The organism is Nonomuraea sp. NPDC050691 (assembly GCF_040654455.1).
GTDB lineage: Bacteria > Actinomycetota > Actinomycetes > Streptosporangiales > Streptosporangiaceae > Nonomuraea.
The window spans coordinates 1-20,693 of sequence record NZ_JBFAIA010000055.1 but is presented as its reverse complement, the minus strand read 5'-3'; the positions used below and the strand labels follow the sequence as shown (position 1 = coordinate 20,693).

The 20,693-nt window shown below is 71.1% G+C and carries 16 protein-coding genes and 1 pseudogene; 13 read left to right on the top strand and 4 right to left on the bottom strand.

The window, feature by feature from the left end:
* The first annotated feature begins 355 nt into the window (after nucleotides 1–355).
* Nucleotides 356–1,870, top strand: coding sequence for a trypsin-like serine protease (locus AB0H81_RS21035; protein WP_358376901.1), 1,515 nt, complete (start codon nucleotides 356–358; stop codon nucleotides 1,868–1,870).
* A 313-nt stretch (nucleotides 1,871–2,183) separates the two neighbouring features.
* On the opposite strand, the gene AB0H81_RS21030 is transcribed toward AB0H81_RS21035, so the two are convergent.
* The gene (locus AB0H81_RS21030) at nucleotides 2,184–3,179 is read right to left on the bottom strand and encodes an aldo/keto reductase (RefSeq protein WP_358376898.1); all 996 of its coding nucleotides are present in this window, start codon (nucleotides 3,177–3,179) and stop codon (nucleotides 2,184–2,186) included.
* A 127-nt stretch (nucleotides 3,180–3,306) separates the two neighbouring features.
* Here AB0H81_RS21030 and AB0H81_RS21025 point away from each other — a divergent pair, with 127 nt between their 5' ends.
* Nucleotides 3,307–4,167, top strand: a complete 861-nt coding sequence (locus AB0H81_RS21025) for a helix-turn-helix transcriptional regulator (RefSeq protein WP_358376895.1) — start codon at nucleotides 3,307–3,309, stop codon at nucleotides 4,165–4,167.
* A gap of 39 nt (nucleotides 4,168–4,206) precedes the next feature.
* On the opposite strand, the pseudogene AB0H81_RS21020 reads toward AB0H81_RS21025, so the two are convergent.
* The 3 genes and pseudogenes from AB0H81_RS21020 to AB0H81_RS21010 form a co-directional block, all read right to left on the bottom strand.
* Nucleotides 4,207–4,338 (bottom strand): annotated as a pseudogene (locus tag AB0H81_RS21020) (IS5/IS1182 family transposase); the annotation flags it as partial.
* 33 nt (nucleotides 4,339–4,371) lie between these two features.
* Nucleotides 4,372–5,202 carry an RNA methyltransferase gene (locus tag AB0H81_RS21015; RefSeq protein ID WP_358376892.1) on the bottom strand — a complete coding sequence of 277 codons (831 nt, stop codon included), beginning with the start codon at nucleotides 5,200–5,202 and terminating at the stop codon, nucleotides 4,372–4,374.
* Nucleotides 5,195–5,971, bottom strand: a complete 777-nt coding sequence (locus AB0H81_RS21010) for a DUF4184 family protein (protein WP_358376889.1) — start codon at nucleotides 5,969–5,971, stop codon at nucleotides 5,195–5,197. The genes AB0H81_RS21015 and AB0H81_RS21010 overlap by 8 nt, the downstream gene beginning before the upstream one ends.
* 301 nt (nucleotides 5,972–6,272) lie before the next feature.
* On the opposite strand from AB0H81_RS21010, the gene AB0H81_RS21005 reads away from it, so the two are divergent.
* The 11 genes from AB0H81_RS21005 to AB0H81_RS20955 all read left to right on the top strand — a co-directional run.
* The gene (locus AB0H81_RS21005) at nucleotides 6,273–6,911 is read left to right on the top strand and encodes a cation transporter (RefSeq protein WP_358376886.1); all 639 of its coding nucleotides are present in this window, start codon (nucleotides 6,273–6,275) and stop codon (nucleotides 6,909–6,911) included.
* Between the two features lie 135 nt (nucleotides 6,912–7,046).
* The gene (locus AB0H81_RS21000) at nucleotides 7,047–8,825 is read left to right on the top strand and encodes a substrate-binding domain-containing protein (RefSeq protein ID WP_358376883.1); all 1,779 of its coding nucleotides are present in this window, start codon (nucleotides 7,047–7,049) and stop codon (nucleotides 8,823–8,825) included.
* 173 nt (nucleotides 8,826–8,998) lie between these two features.
* Nucleotides 8,999–10,525, top strand: coding sequence for a sigma-70 family RNA polymerase sigma factor (locus AB0H81_RS20995; protein WP_358376880.1), 1,527 nt, complete (start codon nucleotides 8,999–9,001; stop codon nucleotides 10,523–10,525).
* Nucleotides 10,526–10,811: 286 nt separating this feature from the next.
* Nucleotides 10,812–11,180 carry a hypothetical protein gene (locus tag AB0H81_RS20990; RefSeq protein WP_358376877.1) on the top strand — a complete coding sequence of 123 codons (369 nt, stop codon included), beginning with the start codon at nucleotides 10,812–10,814 and terminating at the stop codon, nucleotides 11,178–11,180.
* Nucleotides 11,177–12,304: a GNAT family N-acetyltransferase gene (locus AB0H81_RS20985; RefSeq protein WP_358376874.1), complete on the top strand. Its 1,128-nt coding sequence runs from the start codon at nucleotides 11,177–11,179 to the stop codon at nucleotides 12,302–12,304. Before AB0H81_RS20990 ends, AB0H81_RS20985 begins: the two co-directional genes overlap by 4 nt.
* A gap of 185 nt (nucleotides 12,305–12,489) precedes the next feature.
* The gene (locus AB0H81_RS20980; RefSeq protein ID WP_358376871.1) at nucleotides 12,490–13,323 is read left to right on the top strand and encodes a glycosyltransferase family 2 protein; all 834 of its coding nucleotides are present in this window, start codon (nucleotides 12,490–12,492) and stop codon (nucleotides 13,321–13,323) included.
* A gap of 17 nt (nucleotides 13,324–13,340) precedes the next feature.
* On the top strand, nucleotides 13,341–14,288 hold the full coding sequence (locus AB0H81_RS20975; RefSeq protein WP_358376868.1) for a glycosyltransferase family 2 protein: 948 nt from the start codon (nucleotides 13,341–13,343) through the stop codon (nucleotides 14,286–14,288).
* A complete protein-coding gene (locus AB0H81_RS20970) occupies nucleotides 14,285–15,082 on the top strand; it encodes a polysaccharide deacetylase family protein (protein ID WP_358376865.1) in 798 nt (265 codons plus the stop codon). The genes AB0H81_RS20975 and AB0H81_RS20970 overlap by 4 nt, the downstream gene beginning before the upstream one ends.
* Nucleotides 15,075–16,391 carry a hypothetical protein gene (locus tag AB0H81_RS20965; RefSeq protein ID WP_358376862.1) on the top strand — a complete coding sequence of 439 codons (1,317 nt, stop codon included), beginning with the start codon at nucleotides 15,075–15,077 and terminating at the stop codon, nucleotides 16,389–16,391. The genes AB0H81_RS20970 and AB0H81_RS20965 overlap by 8 nt, the downstream gene beginning before the upstream one ends.
* 32 nt (nucleotides 16,392–16,423) lie before the next feature.
* The gene (locus tag AB0H81_RS20960; protein ID WP_358376860.1) at nucleotides 16,424–19,369 is read left to right on the top strand and encodes a hypothetical protein; all 2,946 of its coding nucleotides are present in this window, start codon (nucleotides 16,424–16,426) and stop codon (nucleotides 19,367–19,369) included.
* A 42-nt stretch (nucleotides 19,370–19,411) separates the two neighbouring features.
* Nucleotides 19,412–20,693: DUF418 domain-containing protein (locus tag AB0H81_RS20955; protein ID WP_358376857.1), on the top strand; the 1,282-nt coding region annotated here is incomplete at its 3' end.

Genomic DNA, 20,693 nt, shown 5'->3' with positions numbered 1-20,693 from the left:
AGGGCGTCTCGGTCACCCCACGCGATGTCGTGTCCATGTTGTCGATGCCGGACCTCCACCACGGCTCAGCTGTGTATCAGCCGTGAATCAATGCGCGCCGGTCCGCCGTATACGGCGGTCATCGCGATCGTGGCGGCCTGTCACACCCAATGGCTTCTGAAGCTGGGCGATTGGCGGCTGGGCGCTGATACACACCCCATACGCGTCCAAGCGGCCGCCGATACGCGACCGCGACAGCATGGACGCCTGTACCGCGCAGGGTGGCTGAACCATGCCAAACAGACTCAGCCTTCCTCGTACTCAGGTCGCACTCGCGGCCTTCTCCATGCGTTTTCGTTCCCTTCTCGTCGTTCCCGTGGCGCTGGCCGCGCTGGCGGCGACCGCGACTCCGTCGTACGCCCTGCGCGGTGGCGTCGAGTCAGTGCGGCCGTACTCGTTCATGGGCTCGTTACAGCGCGCCGAATCTCCGCGCGCGGACGGCCATGTCTGCGGAGTCACGCTGATCGCGCCGCAGTGGGTGGTCACCGCGAGCCACTGCGCCCGCACGCCCAATCAGGCTCAGGTCGGCACCCCTCGGGGCTGGCGGGTGCGCATCGGCTCCCTGAGCGTGACCTCCGGCGGTGAACTGGCCGAGGTCGACAAGTTCTATCGGTACTCCACCGAGGTCTACGGCAAGGATCTAGCGCTGCTGCACCTGCGCACCCCGGTTCGGGCGAAGCCGGCGCGGATCGCGCCGGCCACGCCGGCCGACCGAACCGCAACCCGCATCATCGGCTGGGGCGTGACCTGTGACCAGCGCGAGCCGAAGTGCTACCCGGACCGCCTGCGCGAGGCCGACACCGTGGTGCAGCCGGACTCGAAATGTGAAGTGAGCGGTATCGCCGCGGAGCGTGAGCTGTGCGTGGGCAGCCCAGACGGAAGCATCTCGGCCACCAACATGGATTCCGGTGGCCCGGCGCTGGTCCGCCGCGGCGCCCACTGGCTGCTGGCCGGAGCGGTCAGCGGCAGCAACGGCAACGACACACCGACCGTATACAGCGACGTGTCGGTGTATCGGAAGTGGATCCAGGGCATCGTCACGGGCATCGCAGTTCCGCCGGAACCGCACATGCCGTCCCTGGAGGGTGCCGTGCAGTTCGATGGCTGTTCCGGCGCCGTGGTCCGCACCGTGACCGCCCGGGCGGCGGATCCGGCCCTGCTCCTCACAAACGGCCACTGCGTCCAGGGCACCCGCCCCGCGCCGAGGTCGGCGCTGGTCGATCAGCCGGACGCCCAGCCGGTCACGATCATCGACCGCGAGGGCTATCCCAAGGTCGAGGCAGGGACGACCCGGCTGGTCTACGCGACCATGACTGGCACCGACGTCGCCCTGTACCGTCTGGACCGGACCTACGCGGAGCTGGCCGCCGCCGGCGCCAAGGTCTTCGCCCTGACCACAACTCCTGCCGCGGCCGGTGACAGGGTGGACCTGTTGTCAGGCAACTGGGGCCGCCGCTGGAGCTGCGCGGTGAAGGCTGTGGTGCCGGGGCTGCGTGAGGGCGGGTACGAGCAGGAGAACGCGCTCAGGTACACCAGCGCCTGCGAACCAGGGCACGGCGCCTCGGGGTCACCGCTGATTGCCCCGGACGGGCAGACCGTGGTCGGGCTGCACAACACGAGCAACGACGACGGGAAGAACTGCACGGAGAACAACCCGTGTGAAGTCGACGCGGCCGGCCAGGTGACGGTGCGCAAGGGCGCTCGTTACGGCCAGCAGGTCGCGGCCGTGCCCGCCTGCCTGGCGCCCGGCTCAATGCTGGACCTGTCCCGCCCGGGCTGCACGCTGCCCCGGCCCAGCCGCCTGACGCGCGGAACGATGAAGGCCGGGTAGTGCCCGACCCAGTAAGGTCGACGGCCACTGCCCAGGCCATTGCCCTCGGCGACGCCCGTACCGGAAGACGGTCGAATATCCAGCCCACGTCGCTGCGTCATGCCTGGACCCTCGTCGGCGACGCGTGGCACGCTCGCCGCGCCTGACATCAGCGTGCGAACACACAGGCCGGAGGCCACCCGATGAGGGCCTTGCCGGTCGCTTTCTACCGTGGCCCTGCCCAGGCTCATGCCTTGCTGGACAGAACCTCATTGCCCAGGGTGCCGACTCCGGCGGAACCCGCGCCGGAGCGGGCCCGGCCGGAGAGCCGGACTCAGTTGCCCACGCCGAGGTGGGACATGAACGCGGACGGGTATCGGTCGCCGCGGGCCGCGCCCGGCGGCACCGCCTTCTCGATGTCGGCGAGGTCGTCCGCGGTGAGGTTCAGGTCCATCGCGGGCAGCGCCTCGGTCAGCCGCTCGCGGGTGCGAGCGCCGGCCAGCGGCACGATGTCCTCGCCCTGTGCGGCCACCCAGGCGATGGCCAGTTGGGCGACGGTGCACCTTTTCGCCTCGGCGACCCGGCGCAGGGCCTCCACGAGGGTGAGGTTGTGTTCCACGTTCCCGCTGGAGAAGCGCGGGCTGAAGCCGCGGATGTCGCCGGGGCCGGCGGTATGGCCGGCCCTCCAGTGCCCGGAGATGAGGCCGCGGCCGAGGACGCCGTAGGCGGTCAGGCCGATGCCGAGCTCCCGCAGGGTGGGCAGGACGTCCGCCTCCACCGCGCGGGAGATCAGCGAGTACTCGATCTGCAGGTCGGCGATCGGGTGCACGGCGTGCGCGCGGCGGATCGTCGCCGCATCGACCTCCGAGAGGCCGATGTGCCGCACGTACCCTGCGTCGATCATCTCCTTGATCGCGCCCAACGTCTCCTCGATCGGCACCGCCGGGTCCAGCCGGGCGGGACGGTAGATGTCGATGTGGTCGGTGCCCAGCCGGGTCAGCGAGTAGGCCAGGAAGTTCTTCACCGCCTCGGGACGGCTGTCATGCCCGCCGAACTCGGGGCCCGGCCCCCGCAGCATGCCGAACTTCACGCTCAACTGGTAGCTGTCGCGATCCCGGTCGCGCAGCGCCTCGGCCAGCAGCAACTCGTTGTGGCCCATGGCGTAGAAGTCGCCGGTGTCGATCAGTGTGACACCGGCCTCGAGCGCGGCGTGCACGGTGGCGATGCTCTCCGCGCGGTCGGCCGTGCCGTAAGCGCCCGACATGCCCATCGCACCCAGGCCCAGCGCGGAAACGGCCGGTCCGGTCCGGCCCAGGGTTCGTCTCTGCATCACGTTCTCCCTCGTTCTCGATGTCGTCCCCACCCTGCGCCCGGGCCGGGACGGGCGGGAGCGGAGCGTTCATCGTGGGAGAGCCGCTCCCTGGCTCGGCTCGCCGGCCGGGAGGCAGGATGAAACCATGCAACGTGACCAGCTCGCCGACTTCCTGCGCCGTCGCCGCCAGGCGATCCGCCCGGCCGAGGTGGGCCTCGCCGACGGCCCTCGCCGCCGCACCATGGGCCTGCGCCGGGAAGAGGTGGCGATGCTCGCCGGCATGTCGGTGGACTATGTCGTACGCCTCGAGCAGGGCCGCAGCAGTCAGCCCTCGACCCAGCTGCTCGGCGCGCTGGCCCGGGCGTTGCGCTTCTCCGATGACGAGCGCGACCACCTGTTCCACCTGGCCGGCCACCGGCCCCCGCCCGCCGACGGAGTGGCCCGCCTGGCCCGCGCCGGCCTGATGCGCATGCTCGACCTGCTCGGCGACACCCCGGCCCTGGTGCTGTCCGACCTGGGCGAGGTCCTGGCCCAGAACAGGGCGTCCGTCCTGCTGACGGGCGACCACACCGGCTTCTCCGGCGACCGGCGCTACCTCGTATACCGATGGTTCACCGAGCCTGCCGCACGCGCCCTTTGCCCGCCCGAGGAGCAGGAGCATCGCGCCGCGCAACTCGTGGCCGACCTGCGCGCGGCCGCCGGCCGCCGCTCCGGCGACCCCACGGTCGCCGGACTCATCCACCGTTTGCAGGCCGCAAGCGCCGACTTCCGCCGGCTCTGGGCCGAGCACGAAGTGGCGGTCCGGCGCGCCGACCGCAAGACCATGCTGCACCCGCGGGTGGGCCGCCTGACGATGGACTGCGAGACCCTGGTCACTCCCGACCAGGGTCAGCAGCTGCTGGTGCTCACCCCGGCGGACGCCGAGACCCGCGAGCGGCTGGAGCTGCTGCGGGTACTCGGCATCGAAGAGTTCCCCACGAGGGCAACGGGCACGCCCCTACGATGAAGCGGCCGATCAGGGGCACGGGGTCGGCATTTCGGCGTTGCGGTGGGCAGCCTGATCCGTCTTCTCTGGGATGACCGCCCGGATGCCGGGCCTGCACAGGTAGGCGCGGTTGGCGCGGGACGCGTAGGCCTTGTCGCCGGAGACCGCTGCAGGGCCGCACATCCGGGACCGGGCCTCGCTCGCCCAGCGGCAGATGGGGCTCGATCAGGCCCCACTCATCTGGCGGCTACCGCGCATCAGGCCGTGGCAAGCAATGGCAGCGGCGGCCACCACATTGAGCGAGTCCACCCCCGCCTCCATCGCCCGGGCACTCATCGGAATGCACACCGCCTCGTCCGCCTCCTCCAGCCACCGCGACGACAACCCGTCCCCCTCCGACCCCAGCAGCAGTGCAGCCCGGTCGGTCATCTTCACCTCGTCGAGCGGGGTGACCGACTGGTCGGGGGTCAGGGCCAGCGTCTGGAAACCGGCGGCACGAATCTGATCCAGCCCCGTGAACCAGTCGTCCATCCGCGCGTACGGGATCGAGAACACCGCCCCCATCGACACCTTCACCGCCCGCCGGTACAACGGATCAGCACACCGCGGCGACAGGATGATCCCGTCCACCCCCAACGCGGCGGCACACCTGAAAATCGCCCCGACGTTGGAGTGGTCGACCAGGTCCTCCAGGACGAGGACGCGACCGGACGTGCTCCCCGCCAGGACGCTCCCCATCGGAGGCAGCGGCAGGCGGGCCATCGAGGCCAGGGCGCCGCGATGGACCTGGAAGCCGGCGATCCCCGAGATGGTGTCGTCGCTGACCACGTACACGAGCGCGTCGCCGAGCACGTCCGCCAGGGACTCCAGCCAGCGGCGCGTGGTCAGGACGGAGCGGATCGGGTAGCCGGCGCCGATCGCGCGCCGGATGACCTTCTCCCCCTCGGCCAGGAACAGGCCGCGCTCCGCTTCGAGGCTCTTGCGCAGTTCCACGTCCCGCAGCCGGGTGTAGTCGGCCAGGCGCAGGTCCGCCGCGTCGGTCACGTACTCAAGCACGTTCCGATACTGCCATGAGCCGTGTGACCTGCCAGACCACCGCGTAGCAGAGGAGCACCAGGCCGAGGCCGACCAGGGTGCCGGCGCCGACCTTGGTGATGACGCTGGGCAGGCCGAGCTCGGGCGACGGCGGGTCGACCACGGGCCACAGCAGCGCCCCGGCGATCGTGCCGACCGAGGCGGCGCCGAGGACGTAGAAGCGCACCCCGGACGGGATGACGAGCCGCTCGGGCGGGGCGACGGCGGTGATCCGCGACAGGCGGCGCCAGGCCCACCACACGACGACGGCCAGGCCCACGGCCGACGAGCCGTACTGGAGCAGCCGGAAGAGCCTGATCACGCCGAAGACCGACACCTCCAGCCAGGGGCCCCAGCGTTCCGGGCCGCGGGCGTGGGTGAAGGAGTCCCACAGGACGTGGCTGGCCGCGCCGGCCACCGCCCCGAGGACGACGGGCAGCAACCGGAAGCCGCGCCACGACGGCAGGAGGGTGGCGGCGCGGCCGGCGAGCGCCGGCGGCAGAAGGGAGATCAGCGGATCCCGCATCACCACGTGGAACAGGAAGAGCAGGATGAGCACGGCCGCGAGGTCGATGGTCAGCACGCCGCGCAGCGAGTGCCAGTCGGTGTAGTCGGGCAGGAACGGCAGGAAGATCGGCAGGTCGGGCACCATGGCGCCGATGGCCAGCGCCCACGGGTCGAGCACCTTGCGGACGCGCGACGACGACACCAGTGGAAGCACCGCCGCGATGTGGCTCGGTGTGAACGGCACGGCCTGTCAATCCTCCCCGTGAGTCGGCCCGGGCCCGGCCCGCGCGAGACCGGGAAGCAGGACCGTGACAGCTGCCCCCGGGCGAACCGTGGCCGGCCCCCGGCGCGCCGGCCGGAGCCCCGTGGCCCCGTTCTCTCCGGCGAGGGCGACCCGTGTAGTGATCCCCGGAATCGCCCAACTGTAATCGATCATTGAAGATTACCCGGCGGACCTTTGCCCCGCCCCACGGGGCTCACGGAGGGTAACAGGTAGGGTACGTACCGCTGCCGGCGGCCGGACGACGTCGGGGATTCGGGGGGTCATGGTGCCTGACCAGCGGGTTCACACGCATCCGGCCGCGTCGGCGGAATGGCTGCGGGCGGCGCGGTCGGCGCGGTCGCTGTCGGTGGCCACCCTGGCCTGGCTGGGTCTGGAGAGCTCGCTCGGCCTGTGGGCCGGGTTCGGGGCGCACTCGGTGGCGCTGATCGGGTGGGGGCTGTCGGCCCTGGTGGAGGCGACGGCGAGCCTCGTCGTCGTGTGGCGCTTCACCGGCTCGCGGACCCTGTCGCCGGGCGCCGAGCACCGGGCACGGCGGGCGGTGGCCGTGAGCTTCTGGGTGCTGGCGCCGTACCTGGTCGTGCATGTCGCGTACGACCTGGACGCGGGCCATCGCGCGGTGCCGACGCCGCTGGGGATCGTGGTCACGGCGGTGAGCCTGGTGAGCATGCCGGCGCTGGGGCTGGCCAAGCGCCGGCTGGGGCGGCGGCTGGCGTCGCCGGCGACCGCCGGGGAGGGCACGCAGAATCTCATCTGCGCGGCCATGGCGGGCGGCGTGCTGGCCGGGCTGGGGCTCAACACGATCGGCTGGTGGTGGGCGGATCCGGTCGTGGCGGTGGCGCTCGCACTCGTGGCGGTGCGCGAGGGCCGGAGGGCGTGGCATGGTGACGGATGCTGCCACTGAGGATGACGCTCCGTAGTATCTGCACCAAACGGGCTGTTTTGCCACAGTAAGCGTACCGAGTATCGTTCCGGAGGTATTGCGGAGCATCTCCCGGCCAGGGTCTCCGGAAGGTCTCAACACACCAAAGAGGACATCGTGGGGCGACACCGCACAGACGAGTTCGATGGCGGCTACCGAGCCCAGGAACCCGCTCCTCCCCGGAGGCGAGCCGCCCGGGGCCGGGGCAGGGTGCTCGTCCCCCTCGCCGGGGCCGTCGCGCTGGCCGTGCTGCTCGGCGTCGCCGCGTTCGTCATCTTCAACCGCGACCACGACTGCTCGGCGGGCAAGCTGGCGCTGCGCGTGGTGGCGACCCCCGACATCCAGCCGGCCCTCAACAAGATCGCCGGCACCTACAACAAGGCCCTGCACTCCATCGACAGCCGCTGCGTCGAGGTGACGGTCACCAAGGAGGGCGCGGCCCGCACGGCCAACGCGCTGGCCGCCGGCAAGGCGGCGGCCGACCTGTGGGTGGCCGACTCCAGCCTGGTCGTGGCCAGGCTGCGCAGCGATCCGGCGGGCGCCGCCGCGCTGCCCGAGCCCTCCGGCTCGGCCGCCCTGTCGCCCGTCGTGCTGGTGACCGCCCAGGCCACGGCCGACAAGCTGGCCGGCAGCCTCCAGCCGAGCTGGGCCGGGATGATCGCCGCGGCGAACGTGGCCAACCCCGACGGCCCGGGCAAGAAGGTCCGCGTGCTCGCCCTCGACCCGCAGAAGAACTCCGCGGGCATGGCCGCGCTGCTGGCCGCCGCGGGCTCGGCCAAGAAGGCGAAGCAGGACAAGGCGCTCGTGGGGGCCCTGAAGGAGCTGTCCGGTCAGGTCGTCTCCGACCCCAGCGCGCTGCTGGCCAGCCTCACCGTGAAGTCCGGCAGCAAGGTGCCGGTCGGCGTCGCCTCGGAGCAGAGCATCTACAGCCACAACGCCAAGAAGCCCGACGCGCAGGTGGTGCCGCTCTATCCCGCCGAGGGCACCTACAACCTCGACTACCCGTTGGTGGTCCTCGCCAAGGACCCCGGGGTGCGCAAGGCGGCCGCGGCCTTCCAGAAGGAGCTGACCACCGACTCGGCCCAGCGCGCGCTGCGCGACCAGGGCTTCCGCACTCCCGACGGCAAGGGCGGCGACGTGCTGGCCAAGGGCAAGGGCTTCGTCTCGACCCCGCCCCGGCCCCTGGCGGCGCCCGACGCCAAGACGGTGGCGAGCATGGCCCAGACCTGGTCGCGGCTCAACCTGGGCAGCCGCATGCTGACCCTGCTCGACGTCTCCGGAACGATGGCGCTGCCCGTGCCGGGCACCAACCTGACCCGCATGCAGGCGATCTCCCGGATCGCGACCGAGGGTCTCAGCCTGTTCCCGGCCGACTCGGAGATCGGCGTGTGGGCGTTCTCCACGCACCTCGACGGCCAGGGCAGGGACTGGCGGGAGATGGTCTCGGTGGGCCCGCTGAGCGAGACCACCGACGGCCGGCTCCGCAAGGAGGCGCTGGCGACCCAGCTGGCCACCGTGCAGGCCAAGGCCACGGGCGACACCGGGCTGAACGACACGCTCAAGGCCGCCTACGCCGAGATGACGAAGTCGTACCAGGAGGACAAGATCAACACGATCCTGATCCTCACGGACGGCGCCGGCAACGACGACCCCGACGGCGGTGTCGGCAACGCGGAGCTCCTGTCGTTCCTCAAGAAGACCTACAACCCGAAGCGGCCGGTCAGCATCCTGCTGATCGCGTTCGGCCCCGACGCGCCCAAGGGCAAGAAGCAGATGGACGCCCTGGCCAAGGCGACCGGCGGAGAGGCGTACGTCGCGGAGAACGTCCTCCAGGTGCGTGACTTCTTCCTCCAGGGCATGGAGCGCCGCCTCTGCGCCCCCAAGTGCGACGGCTGAAACGCCACACGGGTACCGCCTGTCCCTGTCATCCCAGCTCATGCCCGTTGGGCATGAATAGGTCAACCCGTCCCGGCGGGGCGGCGTCCTAGGCGCGTGGGGGTCACACGCGAGCCGCGGGGAGGGTACTCGTGCCTGGATGGCCGACTGTCGACCGGACCGGGGATCACCGGTTGGCGGACGCGCTGCGGCGCGGCGACCACGGGGCTCCCGCCGACCTGTACGACGCGTACGGCGTGCGGCTGCACGACTACGCCTGCTCCCTGACCGGCGACGGGCACAGCGCGGCCGGCGCCGTGCACGACGCGCTGGTCACCGCCTACGGCCGCGCCGACCGGCTCAGGGACGAGACACGGCTGCGCGCCTGGCTGTACGCGCTGACCAGGGTCCAGGTCATGGCGCGGCTGGCGCACCGCAGCGGCGTCCCGGTGCAGGGCGTCGCCGCGCCGTCCGTGGACGAGCCGGAAGACCCCGAGCTGGCCGCGCTGGTCCACGACGCGCTGGGCGAGATGGGCCGCGTCGACCGCGAGGTGCTGGTGCTGTCGCTGCGGCACGGCCTGACCGCGCAGGAGGCGGGCTCGGTGCTCGGCCTGACCTCCCGCCGGGCGGCCACCCGTCTGCGCCGCTCGCGCGACCATCTCGAGAACGCCGCGGCGGCCGTCGTCCTGGCCCGCGTGGGACGCGCCCACTGCCCCGACCTGTCGGCGATGCTCGACTCGTGGGAGGGGCCGCTCACCCCGTTGCTGCGGCGCAGGCTGTCGGGGCACATCGGCGGCTGCGAGGTGTGCACGGAGGGGCGGCACCGCAAGGTGTCGGCGGAGCGGCTGCTCGACAAGGTGCCCGTGGCGTTCCCGCCGCTGTCGCTGCGCCGCCGGATGATCGCCACCTGCCTCGCCCCCGAGCGCGGCGAGGCCCGTACGCTGATCATGGAGCGGGGCGACAGCTTCGACCGCGACGGCTTCCCGGTCGTGCCCGGCCACCGGCCCCGGCGGCGGCCGCGCCGGCTCGCGCCGGTGGTGATCGCCGGCGCGTGCGTGCTCACGGCGACGGGCGCGGTCATCGTGGCGAACGCCGCCGCCGACGGCGGGGCCTCCCGGGCGGCGCCGTCCGCGACGCCGGACGCGAGCGCCGTCCTCCCATCGGAAGCGCCGGAGGAGAAGCCCGCCGAGGACCTCGTGGACGGGCCGGAGACCGGCCCCGGCCCCACGCCGGAGCGGACCACGACCCCCACGGAGACGGCCCGGCCGACCCCTCGCGCCGTGGTCACGACCGCCACCACCCGCCCGGTCACGAGCCGGCGCCCCGGGGCGAGCGCGCGGCTCAGCGCCGTGTGTCCCGGCGCCCTCGACGGGTCGGCCAAGGTGGGGCTGCGCGCCCGCAACGCCTCCGTCGTCTGGAGCGCCAGCGTGACGTCGGGCCTGGACGTCTTCCCGTCGGGCGGGTCGATCAGGAAGGGCGGCTCGGTGGCGGTCTGGGTGACGGTCTCCGATCCGGACACCGCGGGCGGCGGCACGGTGTCGTTCGCCTCGAACGGCGGGCGCGTGAGCTGCCGCCTGTCGTGGGAGGGCCGGCCCCAGGTCTCCGCTCCGCCGCCCACCGGCGAGCCGACGCCGCCCGAGGACACGCCCTCGCCGGACGACCCGCAGGGCGCCTCTCCGGCGAGCACCGCCCTGGCCGAGTCACTGACGGGACACGAGTGACGCGGGGTACGTCAACGGATGGTAGATCCACAGTAATTACGAACTAGGATAAATCGGGCCCTGACTCGAAGATCGGGTCATCTATAGGGCATCCTGGTGTGCTTGGGGACCGCACCGGCGCCGGGCAGCGCACTGTCCGTGTGCCCTAAGTCACGGGAAAAAGTCGCTCCTCCGGTAAACCGGAGCGCGTCACCAAGCGTCGGCATTGACGTGTCCATGGACGGATTGGTCCCATGAAAAGCGATCAATCGCGCCTTTGCCCAGCCAGGACCCAGGAGAACGGTAAATGATCAAGCACCGCCGAGCGCTCGCGTGGCTGCTCGGGCTCGCGTGCGTCGCGGGAGCCGTGATCGCGTTGTTCGACATCGAGACGCCACTACGCCCCTTCCTGATCTCTCTGTTCCTGCTCGTGGTCCCCGGAGCCGCCGTCGTCGGGCTGTTGCGAGATCGTGACCCGCTCGCCGCGCTGTCGGTGGGCGCCGCGGCCAGTCTCGTGGTGAACGTGCTCCTCGCCCAGGCCATGCTCCAGTTCGACGCCTGGTCTCCTCGGGCGGGGGTGGCGACGATCGCCGTGCTCGGAGGGTTCATGTACGTGCTTCGCGTGTTGTACCGGGGGAAGAACATGCAGACCGAACAGGGGGCCAGGGCGAAGTGAAGATCACGGTGGTCCGCCCGGGCGAGCTCGGGGAGTCCGAGAGAGCGCGCTGGCGCGCGTTGCAGAAGGCCGACCCCAGCCTGGACAACCCGTTCCTGTCCGTCGAGTTCGCCGTCGCCATGGACCGCTTAAGGGACTACGTGCGGGTCGCGGTCATCGACGACGGCACCGGCGTCGTCGGCTTCTTCCCCTACGAGCGCCACAGCTTCGGCATCGGCAAGCCCCTCGGCGGCTTCCTGACCACCTGCCACGGCCTGATCTCGATTCCCGGTCTGAAGGTGGACGTGCGGGCGCTGCTGCGCGCCTGCCGGCTCACCGTCTACGACTTCGACCACCTGGTGGCCGGCCAGCCGACCTTCGCGGCCCACGAGTCCGACGTCCGGCCCGCGCCGGTCATGGACTTCACCGCGGGCTTCGCCGCCTGGCTGGAGCAGGTCAAGGCCAACTCCCCCAAGAACCTGAAGACCGTGCGCTACAAGGAGCGCAAGCTCGGAAGGGAGCAGGGCGAGCTGCGCCTCGAGTACGCCTCGGCCGACCCGGAGGTGCTGCGCGTCCTGCTCGGCTGGAAGTCCGACCAGTACCGGCGGACGGGCCGCGTCGACCGGTTCGCGCAGCCCTGGATCGTCGAGCTGATCGACCTCATGCACGCGGAGCGCTCGGCCGACTTCGGCGGCGTCCTCACCATGCTGTACGCGGGAGAGGCGCCGGTCGCCGGTCACTTCGGCCTGCGCACGGCCACCACCCTCGTCGGCTGGTTCCCCGCCTACGACACCGAATACGCGCGATACTCGCCGGGCATCGTGCACCACCTCCGCATGGCCGAGGCGGCGGCCGAGGCCGGTCTGCACATGGTCGACATGGGCAAGGGCGGCAAGGAGTACAAGGACTGGCTCAAGAGCGGCGAGCTGTACGTGTCCGAGGGACGGGTCTCCCGCCCCTCGCCCGCGGCGGCCGTCCACTGGATGGGACGAGTTCCCTTCAACAAAGCGCGAACAATCGTCCTTGATCGGCCGTCTCTTTATAGGGCGGCCGACCGAGTCCTCAAGGGCTTCGGCCGTGTTCGCAGTTCCATCCAGCACGAGTCGTCCAACGCAGTAGTCAAGGAGCCCACCGGAGCGCGCTAGCACCCCGCCCCGGTACGGCACCACAGCACAACCCCAGCACCAGAGCAGCAGCAGAGCACCCGTAACGCACCACCCTCACTCCACTGGACCCCGTGCGCCGATCACGGATCGGCTGTTCCCCCGGCACCCGGGAACGGCCGGCCCAGGCTCGCGTGGAGGCGGGTCCCGGAAGGATTTAGCTCACCATGAGTCCCGAGAGCACGAAGTACAACGGCAAGGCGCAGATCACGCCGCTGCGCTCGATGCCACCCATCGAGCGGTTCACCCCGATCACACCGCACATCGCCATCTCGCCCACCGTCAGCGTGGTCGTCCCGGCGATGAACGAGGCCGAGAACCTCCCCCACGTCTTCGCCACCCTGCCCCAGTGGATCGACGAGATCGTGCTCGTCGACGGCAACTCGGTGGACGACACGGTCGAGGTGGCCAAGCGGCTGCGTCCCAACGTGAAGGTCGTCACCCAGACCGGCCGGGGCAAGGGCGACGCCCTGGCCGCCGGTTTCGCCGCCTGCACGGGCGACATCATCGTGATGATCGACGCCGACGGCTCGACCGACGGCCACGAGATCATCTCCTTCGTGGGCGCGCTGGTGACCGGCGCCGACTTCGTCAAGGGCTCCCGGTACGCGGCCGGCGGCGGCAGCGACGACCTGACGTTCAGCCGCAAGTTCGGCAACAAGGTGCTCACGGGCCTCGTCAACATGTTGTACGGCACCCAGTACACCGACCTCTGCTACGGCTACAACGCCTTCTGGGCCCGTCACCTCGACGTGCTCGACCTCGACTGCGACGGCTTCGAGGTGGAGACCCTGATGAACGTCCGCGCCGCCAAGGGCGGGCTGAAGGTGCACGAGGTGCCGAGCCACGAGCGCTGCCGCATCCACGGCGAGAGCAACCTGCACGCCGTCCGTGACGGCCTGCGCGTCCTCAGGACGATCCTGCGCGAGTGGCGGCGCCAGCCCGCGCTCCCGCAGCCGACGCCGGCCGCCGCTCCCGCAGCCGACCGGGGCGTCGCCTGACCAGCACTGGAAGAGGGATGGCAGTGAGAACGTCTGTCGTCATCTGCGTCTACACCGAGGAACGGTGGGAGGACATCAGGCAGGCCGTGGAGTCGGTCGAGCGGCAGCGCCGCCGTCCGCACGAGCTGATCCTGGTGGTCGACCACAACCCGGACCTGCACCTGAAGCTCAAGCAGGCGTACCCACAGGCCATTGTGGTGGAGAACACGCACGAGCAGGGGCTGTCCGGCGGCAAGAACACCGGCGTGGCCACGGCCACCGGTGACATCGTCGCGTTCCTGGACGACGACGCGGTCGCCGACCCCGGCTGGCTGGAGGCTTTGGAGGAGGGCTTCCAGGACCCGGCCGTCGTCGGCGTGGGCGGACGCACCGACCCGATGTGGGCCTCGCGGCAGCGGCCGCGCTGGTTCCCGTACGAGTTCGACTGGACCGTCGGCTGCACGTACCGCGGCATGCCGGAGGTGCGGGCGCCGATCCGCAACGTCATGGGCGGCAACGCCGCCTTCCGGCGGGAGGTCGTCTCCGAGGTGGGCGGCTTCCACAGCGGCATCGGCCGCAGCGTGCAGGGGCGCAAGAGCCGTCCCCTGGGCTGCGAGGAGACGGAGTTCTGCATCAGGCTGAGCCAGCGCAAGCCGGGCTCGGTCATGCTGTACGAGCCGCGCGCGGTGATCGGGCACAAGGTGTCGGCGCAGCGCGAGCGCTTCGCCTACTTCAGGTCCCGGTGCTACGCCGAGGGACTGTCGAAGGCGCTGGTCACGCGTGAGGTGGGCACCCAGGACGGGCTGGCCAGCGAGCGCGCCCACGCCATGAGGACGCTGCCTCTCGGCGCGCTGCGCGGGCTCGGCGACGCGGCCCGCGGCGACGTGGGCGGCCTCGGCCGCTCCGTCGCGATCGTCGTCGGGCTCGCCTGGACGACATGGGGATACGTGGTCGGGTCCGCCCGGCTCAAGGGAGCACGCTCGTGATCAGGGTGCCCATCCTCATGTACCACTCGGTGACCGAGAGTCCCAACGAGGAGACCCGCCCCCACTCGGTACGCCCCTCCGATCTGGAGGAGCAGCTCACGTACCTGGCGGAGGGCGGGTTCACCCCGTTGACCTTGGGCGATCTGGTCTCCAGGCTGAACAAGAACACCGGTATGCCAGTCAAACCAGTCGTGGTCACCTTCGATGACGGCTACGCCGACTTCCACACCCACGCCCTGCCCCTGCTGGAGCGCCACCGGTTCCCCGCCACGGTCTTCCTGACCAGCGGCTGGGTCGCCGACGCGGGCGCCGACGCGGCGGGCAGGCCGCTGGACGACATGCTGAGCTGGGGTCAGGCCCGCGAGATCGCCCAGACGGGCATCGAGATCGGCGGCCACAGCCACAGCCACCCGCAGCTCGACCAGCTCCCCACCGAGGAGCTGCGCCAGGAGCTGCGCCGCAACAAGGGCCTGCTGGAGGAGAAGATCGGCGCGCCGGTCGCCACCATGGCCTACCCCTACGGCTACTCCAGCGCGCGGGTGCGCCGCGAGGTGCGCAAGGCCGGCTACTTCGCCGCCTGCGCCGTGAACAACGCGATCGCCGCCGACCGGCACGACATGCTGGCCATCCCCCGGCTGACGGTGGCCCGGCACACCACCATCGGCATGTTCCGGCGGGCCGTCGAGGGCAGCGCCGTACCCCTGATCTACCTGCGCGAGCGCGTCCTCACCAAGGGCTACGCGGTCGTGCGGCGGACGAGGTACGGCCTGCAGCGGGTGCGCGGAAATGTCTGAGATCCGGCGGCGGCTGCTGCACGACCTGCGTAATCCCCTGTTCCGCAACGGCTACGCGCTCATGGCCAACACGGCGATCACCGCCACGCTCGGCATGGGCTACTGGCTGCTGGCGGCCCACTACTACTCCCCCGAGGAGTTCGGCCGCGGGCAGGCCGTGATCACCGCGATGCGGCTGTTCGCGTCGCTGACCGCGCTCGGCTTCGTGGGCGCGCTCGCGCGTTTCCTGCCGCTGGCCGGCCGCCGCACGCCCGAACTGGTGCTGCGCGGCTACGGCCTGGCGGCGGCGACGGGCGGGGTGGCCGCGATCGGCTTCCTGCTCACGCTGCCGATGTGGGGCCGCACGTACTCCGTGCTGGGCGGCTTCGGCCCGGGCCTGTTCTTCCTCGGGTCGGTGCTGGTCTGGGCGGTGTTCACGCTCCAGGACGTGGTGCTGACGGGGCTGCGCAAGGCCACCTGGGTGCCGCTCAACAACCTGATCTTCGGCCTGGTCAAGATGGGCCTGCTGGTGGCGCTGGCGGGCGCGCTGCCCGAGGGGGGCATCTTCACCTCCTGGATGGTGCCGACCGCGCTCGCGCTGATCCCGGTCAACTGGTTCATCTTCTCGGTCGTCATCCCGCGGCACGTCAAGGACTCCGAGGACGTCGCGGCGCCGCCGACGCTGCGTGAGGTCGGGCGCTTCCTGGCCGGCGACTTCCCCGGCACGCTGTCGATCCTGGCGATCGTCTACCTGGTTCCGGTGGCCGTGGCCACGCAGGTGGGCGAGGCCACGTTCGGCCGGTTCTCGATGGCCCACACGCTGGGCTGCATGATCGAGCTGCTGGCGATGAACATGGCGGTGTCGCTCACCGTCGAGGGCTCCTTCGACCGCTCGCAGCTCGCCGAGAACTGCCGCCGGGCGCTGCGCCGGGCCTTCATGATCATCACGCCGGTCATCGCCGTGACGGTCCTGGGCGCGCCGCTGATCCTCATGATCTTCGGCTCGGAGTTCGCCACCGAGGGGGCGACGCTGCTGCGGCTCATGGCGCTGGCCGTGCTGCCGCGGGTGCTCATCGAGATCTACCTCAGCTCGCTCCGGGCGCGCAGCGAGGCACGGGCCCTGGCGCTGGTCCAGATCGGCCTGGCCGCGCTCGTGCTGGTCTCGATCGCGGTGCTGTTCCCGTTCGCCGGTGTGAACGCGGTGGGGTACGGCATGCTGTTCAGCGAGCTGCTGGTGGCGGCATTGATCTTCGGAAAACTTCGTAAAGTTCTCACTTACGACGAAACTGAACAGCCTCGCGTCGCTCAGGGGTCGCACGGGGCCTCATGATGGTCAACGTGAGGCAACGGGACGGCGATGGAATGACAACCGGGTTCACAGGCTCCTCCGAGCTCAACGGCGAGACGGAGGAGGAGTCGGGCGCGCCCTTCGATCCGGACGCCACGGGCGTCATCCCGCGGATCACCCTCGATCTGGGCTCCGCCGGCGGCGCCACGGACCAGGACACGGACAAGGACCCGGCACGCCAGAGCGACGAGGCCGAGTCCGACGCCGAGGCCGACCCCGAGGACCAGGCTGATGCCGAGGCCAAGACCGACGCTGAGGCCGACGCCGGGACTGACGGCGAGGCCGAGGACGAGGCCGGGGCCGAGGTTGAGACCGACGCCGACGCCGACACGACCACGGCGATCAGGCTGCCCGCGGCCTTCCGCGTGGGCGGCCCGCCGACGGTCCCCGACGTCACGTCCGCGTCCGCGTCCCCGTCCCCGTCCCCGTCCCCGTCCCCGTCCCCGGCGAAGCCGAGCACACCGATGAAGCCGACGGAGGAGCCGGCGGAGGAGCCCGCCCCGGACACCTCCGCGAATCCGGCCGCGGGCGCGGACGTGAAGCCGGCCGAGCCGCGGAAGGACGCCTCCCCCGAGGCTCCGTCCGCGGCACAGCCCGCCGCGCCGCCGACCACGCCGTTCCGGGCGACACCCCCGCAGGCGTCCCCGCAGAAGCCCGCAGAGGCTCCCTCGCAGACACCCGCACAGGTGGCCCCCCAGGCGCCCGCGCAGGCGCGCCCGGCAGCGTCTCAGGAGAGCAAGGCGCCCGCCAAGAGCGCCGGAGCGGCCCCCGGGACTTCCCGGGCCCCCAAGGCCGCCGCGACCCCCACGGGCCGCGCGGCGCGCGTGGGCGGGCTCCTGAGCAGCGCGCCCAAGTGGCTGCCCGCCCTGCTCACCGTCGAGGGGCTCATCCTGTACGTGCTCGCCCTGCGCGTGCCCCCCGGGCCGCTGCGCGGGGTCGATCCCGCCGACATCAACGGCCTCGGCCTGATCGCCGCCCTGCCCGCCAGCGCGTTCGCCGCGCTCCTCATCATGCTGGTGGCGTTCTTCGTCACGGTCGCCCAGTCGACCGACCGCAAGTTCCTGCTGCTGTTCCAGATCGCCACGCTCACGTTCGCCCTGCACGGCGCGGGCGCCCTGGTGGCCACCGAGCCGCGCTTCCCCACGGCCTACATCCACGCGGGCTTCGTCGACTTCATCGGCCGCACCGGTGAGACGGCGATCAGCATCGACGCCCGCATGGGCTGGCCGGGCTTCTTCGCGCTGTTCGCGTTCGTGACCAAGGCGGCCGGCATCACGGACATGACGCCGATCCTCATGTGGACGCCGCTGCTGTCCAACCTGCTCTACCTGCTGCCGTTCGTGCTCATCCTGCGCCAGGTGGTGGCGACCACGCGGGCGCGCTGGTTCGCGGCGCTGCTGTTCATCCTCGTGCAGTGGATCGGCCAGGACTACTTCTCGCCGCAGGGCTTCACGTTCGCGCTGTATCTGGCGTGGGTGGCGATCCTGCTGCGCTGGTTCGGGCGCGTCGAGCCGCGCACCAAGCCGGTGCCGGACAAGGGCCTGCGCAAGTGGCTGGGCCGCCTCGACGCGATGACGCCGGGCGAGATCGCCAACACCGGCATGTACCGCGCCGACAAGCTGCTCATGCTGACGCTGCTGCTGGCGCTGTTCTTCGCCTCGACGGCCTCGCACCAGATCACGCCGTTCATGATGCTCGGCGTGATCACCGCGTTCCTCATCTTCAAGCGGACGTCGCTGACGTGGGCGCTGCCGTTCTTCCTCGGCCTGGTCGTGCTGGCCTGGATCAGTTACCAGGCCGTCGGGTTCTGGGCCGGCCAGATCGACGCGATCTTCGGCGGCCTGGGCAAGATCTTCGACAACCTCCAGCGCAACACCGGCGACCGCATCGCGGGCAGCGACCCCGCGCACGCGCTGGTGCTGAAGGCCCGGCTCGGCATCCTGGTCGTGATCCTGTCACTGGCCGCCGTCGGTCTGCTGCGCCGGCTGCGGCGCGGGGTGTTCGACCGGGCGGCGCTGATCCTGCTGTGCGTGCCCGTGCTCGCGCTGGGCCTGCAGAGCTACGGCGGCGAGATCGGGCTGCGCATCTACATGTTCGCGCTGCCCGGCGCGTGCCTGCTGGCCTCGTACGCGTTCTTCCCGAACCTGCCGGCCGACAGCGCCGACGTGCGCGAGGAGACCGTGCCGATCCGCAAGCGCAACGTGCGCTTCAACCCCGAGCTGACCCGGAAGCTGTCGGTGCTGCTCGCGGCCGGGTTCGCGGTGCTGTTCGCGATGGCCTTCCTGGTGGCCCGCTACGGCAACGAGAAGTTCGAGCGGGTGACCACCGGCGAGGTCGCGGCCATGCACTACGTGTACGCGCACGACAAGCCGAGCGCCCGCGTGCTCTACCTGGTGCCCAAGGAGGGCCCGGAGGTCACACCCACGATGCCCTGGGGCGAGAAGGACGTGGAGCTGGTGAACTTCGCCGGCCAGGCCCTCGTCTACAAGGACCCCTCCAACATCACCGGCGCGCTGCAGAAACTCAAGGCGAGCGAGCGCAACACGTTCCTGGCGGTGACGCGCGGCCAGGTCAGCTACCTCCAGCTCAACGAGGGCTTCCCCGAGGGCTGGGGCGAGAAGTTCCGGGCCGCGCTCGACGCCTCGCCGGAGCTGAAGCGGGTGTACTCGAACGAGGACGCCGCGCTCTACACCTTGAAGAAGTTCGTCCGGGGCACGGAGATCCCCGATCCGCGGCCGTACAAGGGCCGCGGCGACCCCACGTCGCCGTGGACTCCCGTCGGCATCGGGGCGCTGGCTCTGACGTGGATGACGCTGTTCGCCTACGAGGTGATCCGGCTCCAGGGGCCCAAGCGGGCGCCGAGGGCGCGCAGGCTGCTGCTGTTCGTGGCGATACCGGCGTTCGTGATCGCGGTGGGCGTGATAGCAGAGCGCTTCATCTACATCGCGCTAAATAACTGAATTCACAGGAACCTCTCAGGTTTTGCGGGATGATGTTCCGTGATGACGGCACAACGGACAGACGGCGCCATGCAGGGCGCGAGGGCGTCGAGGATCACCTCGGTCGACGCCCTGCGCGGCTTTTCGCTCCTCGGCATCCTCCTGGTCAACATCGCCTTCCTGGCCTCCGGCTACCGGATGGCCGGGATGGCGGAGCCCGCGTTCCAGTCGTCGCTCGACTGGGGCGTGCGCTGGAGCGTGACACTGTTGTTGGAGAACAAGTTCTACCTGCTGTTCTCCTTCCTGTTCGGCTACAGCTTCACGCTTCAGCTCGACTCCGCGGTGCGCCGGCGCATGCCGTTCACGCCGATGTTCCTGAGACGCGTGGCGGGGCTGTTCCTGATCGGCATCGCGCACGCCGTGCTGCTGTTCCCGGGCGACATCCTCACGACGTACGCGGGTGTGGGGCTCGCGTTGCTGCTGCTGCGCAAGCTCTCGCCGAAGAGCGCGGTCATGCTGGCGGTCGTCCTGACGAGCCTGCTCGCGCTGGGCTTCGTGTTCCTGGCCGGGCTGGCGGCGCTCGGCCTGGACATGGCCGGCACGGTGTCCCACGGCGCCACTGAGGCGATCAAATCCGACCGGTCGCTGGCGGGCTCGGCCGTCGAGATCATCTCCGAGCACATGCGCAAGTTGTCGCTCATCGTCCTGCTGCGCCTGCTGTTCCAGGGACCGGCCGTGCTGGCCGCCGCGCTGATCGGCCTCGCGGTCGGCAAGATGCGCCTGCTGCGCGACCCGTCGGCGCACACCAAGGCCCTGGGGCGGCTGCAGTGGGTCGGCTTCACCGTCGGGCTCGCCGGAGCCGCCGTCTACACGCTGTCGGCGTGGACGGGAACGGTGCACAAGTTCCTCGGCGAGGCCCTGGACCTCGTCACCGCGCCGCTGCTGGCCGCCGCCTACGCCGCCACGTTCCTGCGCCTGCTGCCGCGCGTGCCGCGCCTGGGGGCCGTGCTGGCGGCGCCGGGCCGCATGGCGCTGTCCAACTACCTCGCCCAGTCACTGATCTGCGGCCTCATCTTCACCGGGTACGGCCTGGCTCTGGTGGACCAGGTCAGCCCGCCCATGGAGGTGCTGATCGCGCTGGGCATCTTCGCCGCGCAGGTGGTCTACAGCCGGTGGTGGCTGCGCGGGCACAGGTACGGCCCGGTGGAGTGGCTGCTGCGCTGGCTCACGTACTGGAACCGGCCGGGGGGGGCCCCGGGGGCCCCCCCCCCCCCCCCCCCCCCGCACGCCGGCCCGCGCGCCCCCCCCCGATGGAGGGGAGGGGGGGGGGGGGGCGACGTGGCGG

Bases quoted from the DNA above. Each gene is read 5' to 3' on its own strand.
- AB0H81_RS21030 (WP_358376898.1), bottom strand. From the start codon at position 3,179: ATGCAGAGACGAACCCTGGGCCGGACCGGACCGGCCGTTTCCGCGCTG.
- AB0H81_RS21025 (WP_358376895.1), top strand. From the start codon at position 3,307: ATGCAACGTGACCAGCTCGCCGACTTCCTGCGCCGTCGCCGCCAGGCG.
- AB0H81_RS21005 (WP_358376886.1), top strand. From the start codon at position 6,273: ATGGTGCCTGACCAGCGGGTTCACACGCATCCGGCCGCGTCGGCGGAA.
- AB0H81_RS20990 (WP_358376877.1), top strand. From the start codon at position 10,812: ATGATCAAGCACCGCCGAGCGCTCGCGTGGCTGCTCGGGCTCGCGTGC.
- AB0H81_RS20980 (WP_358376871.1), top strand. From the start codon at position 12,490: ATGAGTCCCGAGAGCACGAAGTACAACGGCAAGGCGCAGATCACGCCG.
- AB0H81_RS20975 (WP_358376868.1), top strand. From the start codon at position 13,341: ATGGCAGTGAGAACGTCTGTCGTCATCTGCGTCTACACCGAGGAACGG.
- AB0H81_RS20965 (WP_358376862.1), top strand. From the start codon at position 15,075: ATGTCTGAGATCCGGCGGCGGCTGCTGCACGACCTGCGTAATCCCCTG.
- AB0H81_RS20960 (WP_358376860.1), top strand. From the start codon at position 16,424: ATGACAACCGGGTTCACAGGCTCCTCCGAGCTCAACGGCGAGACGGAG.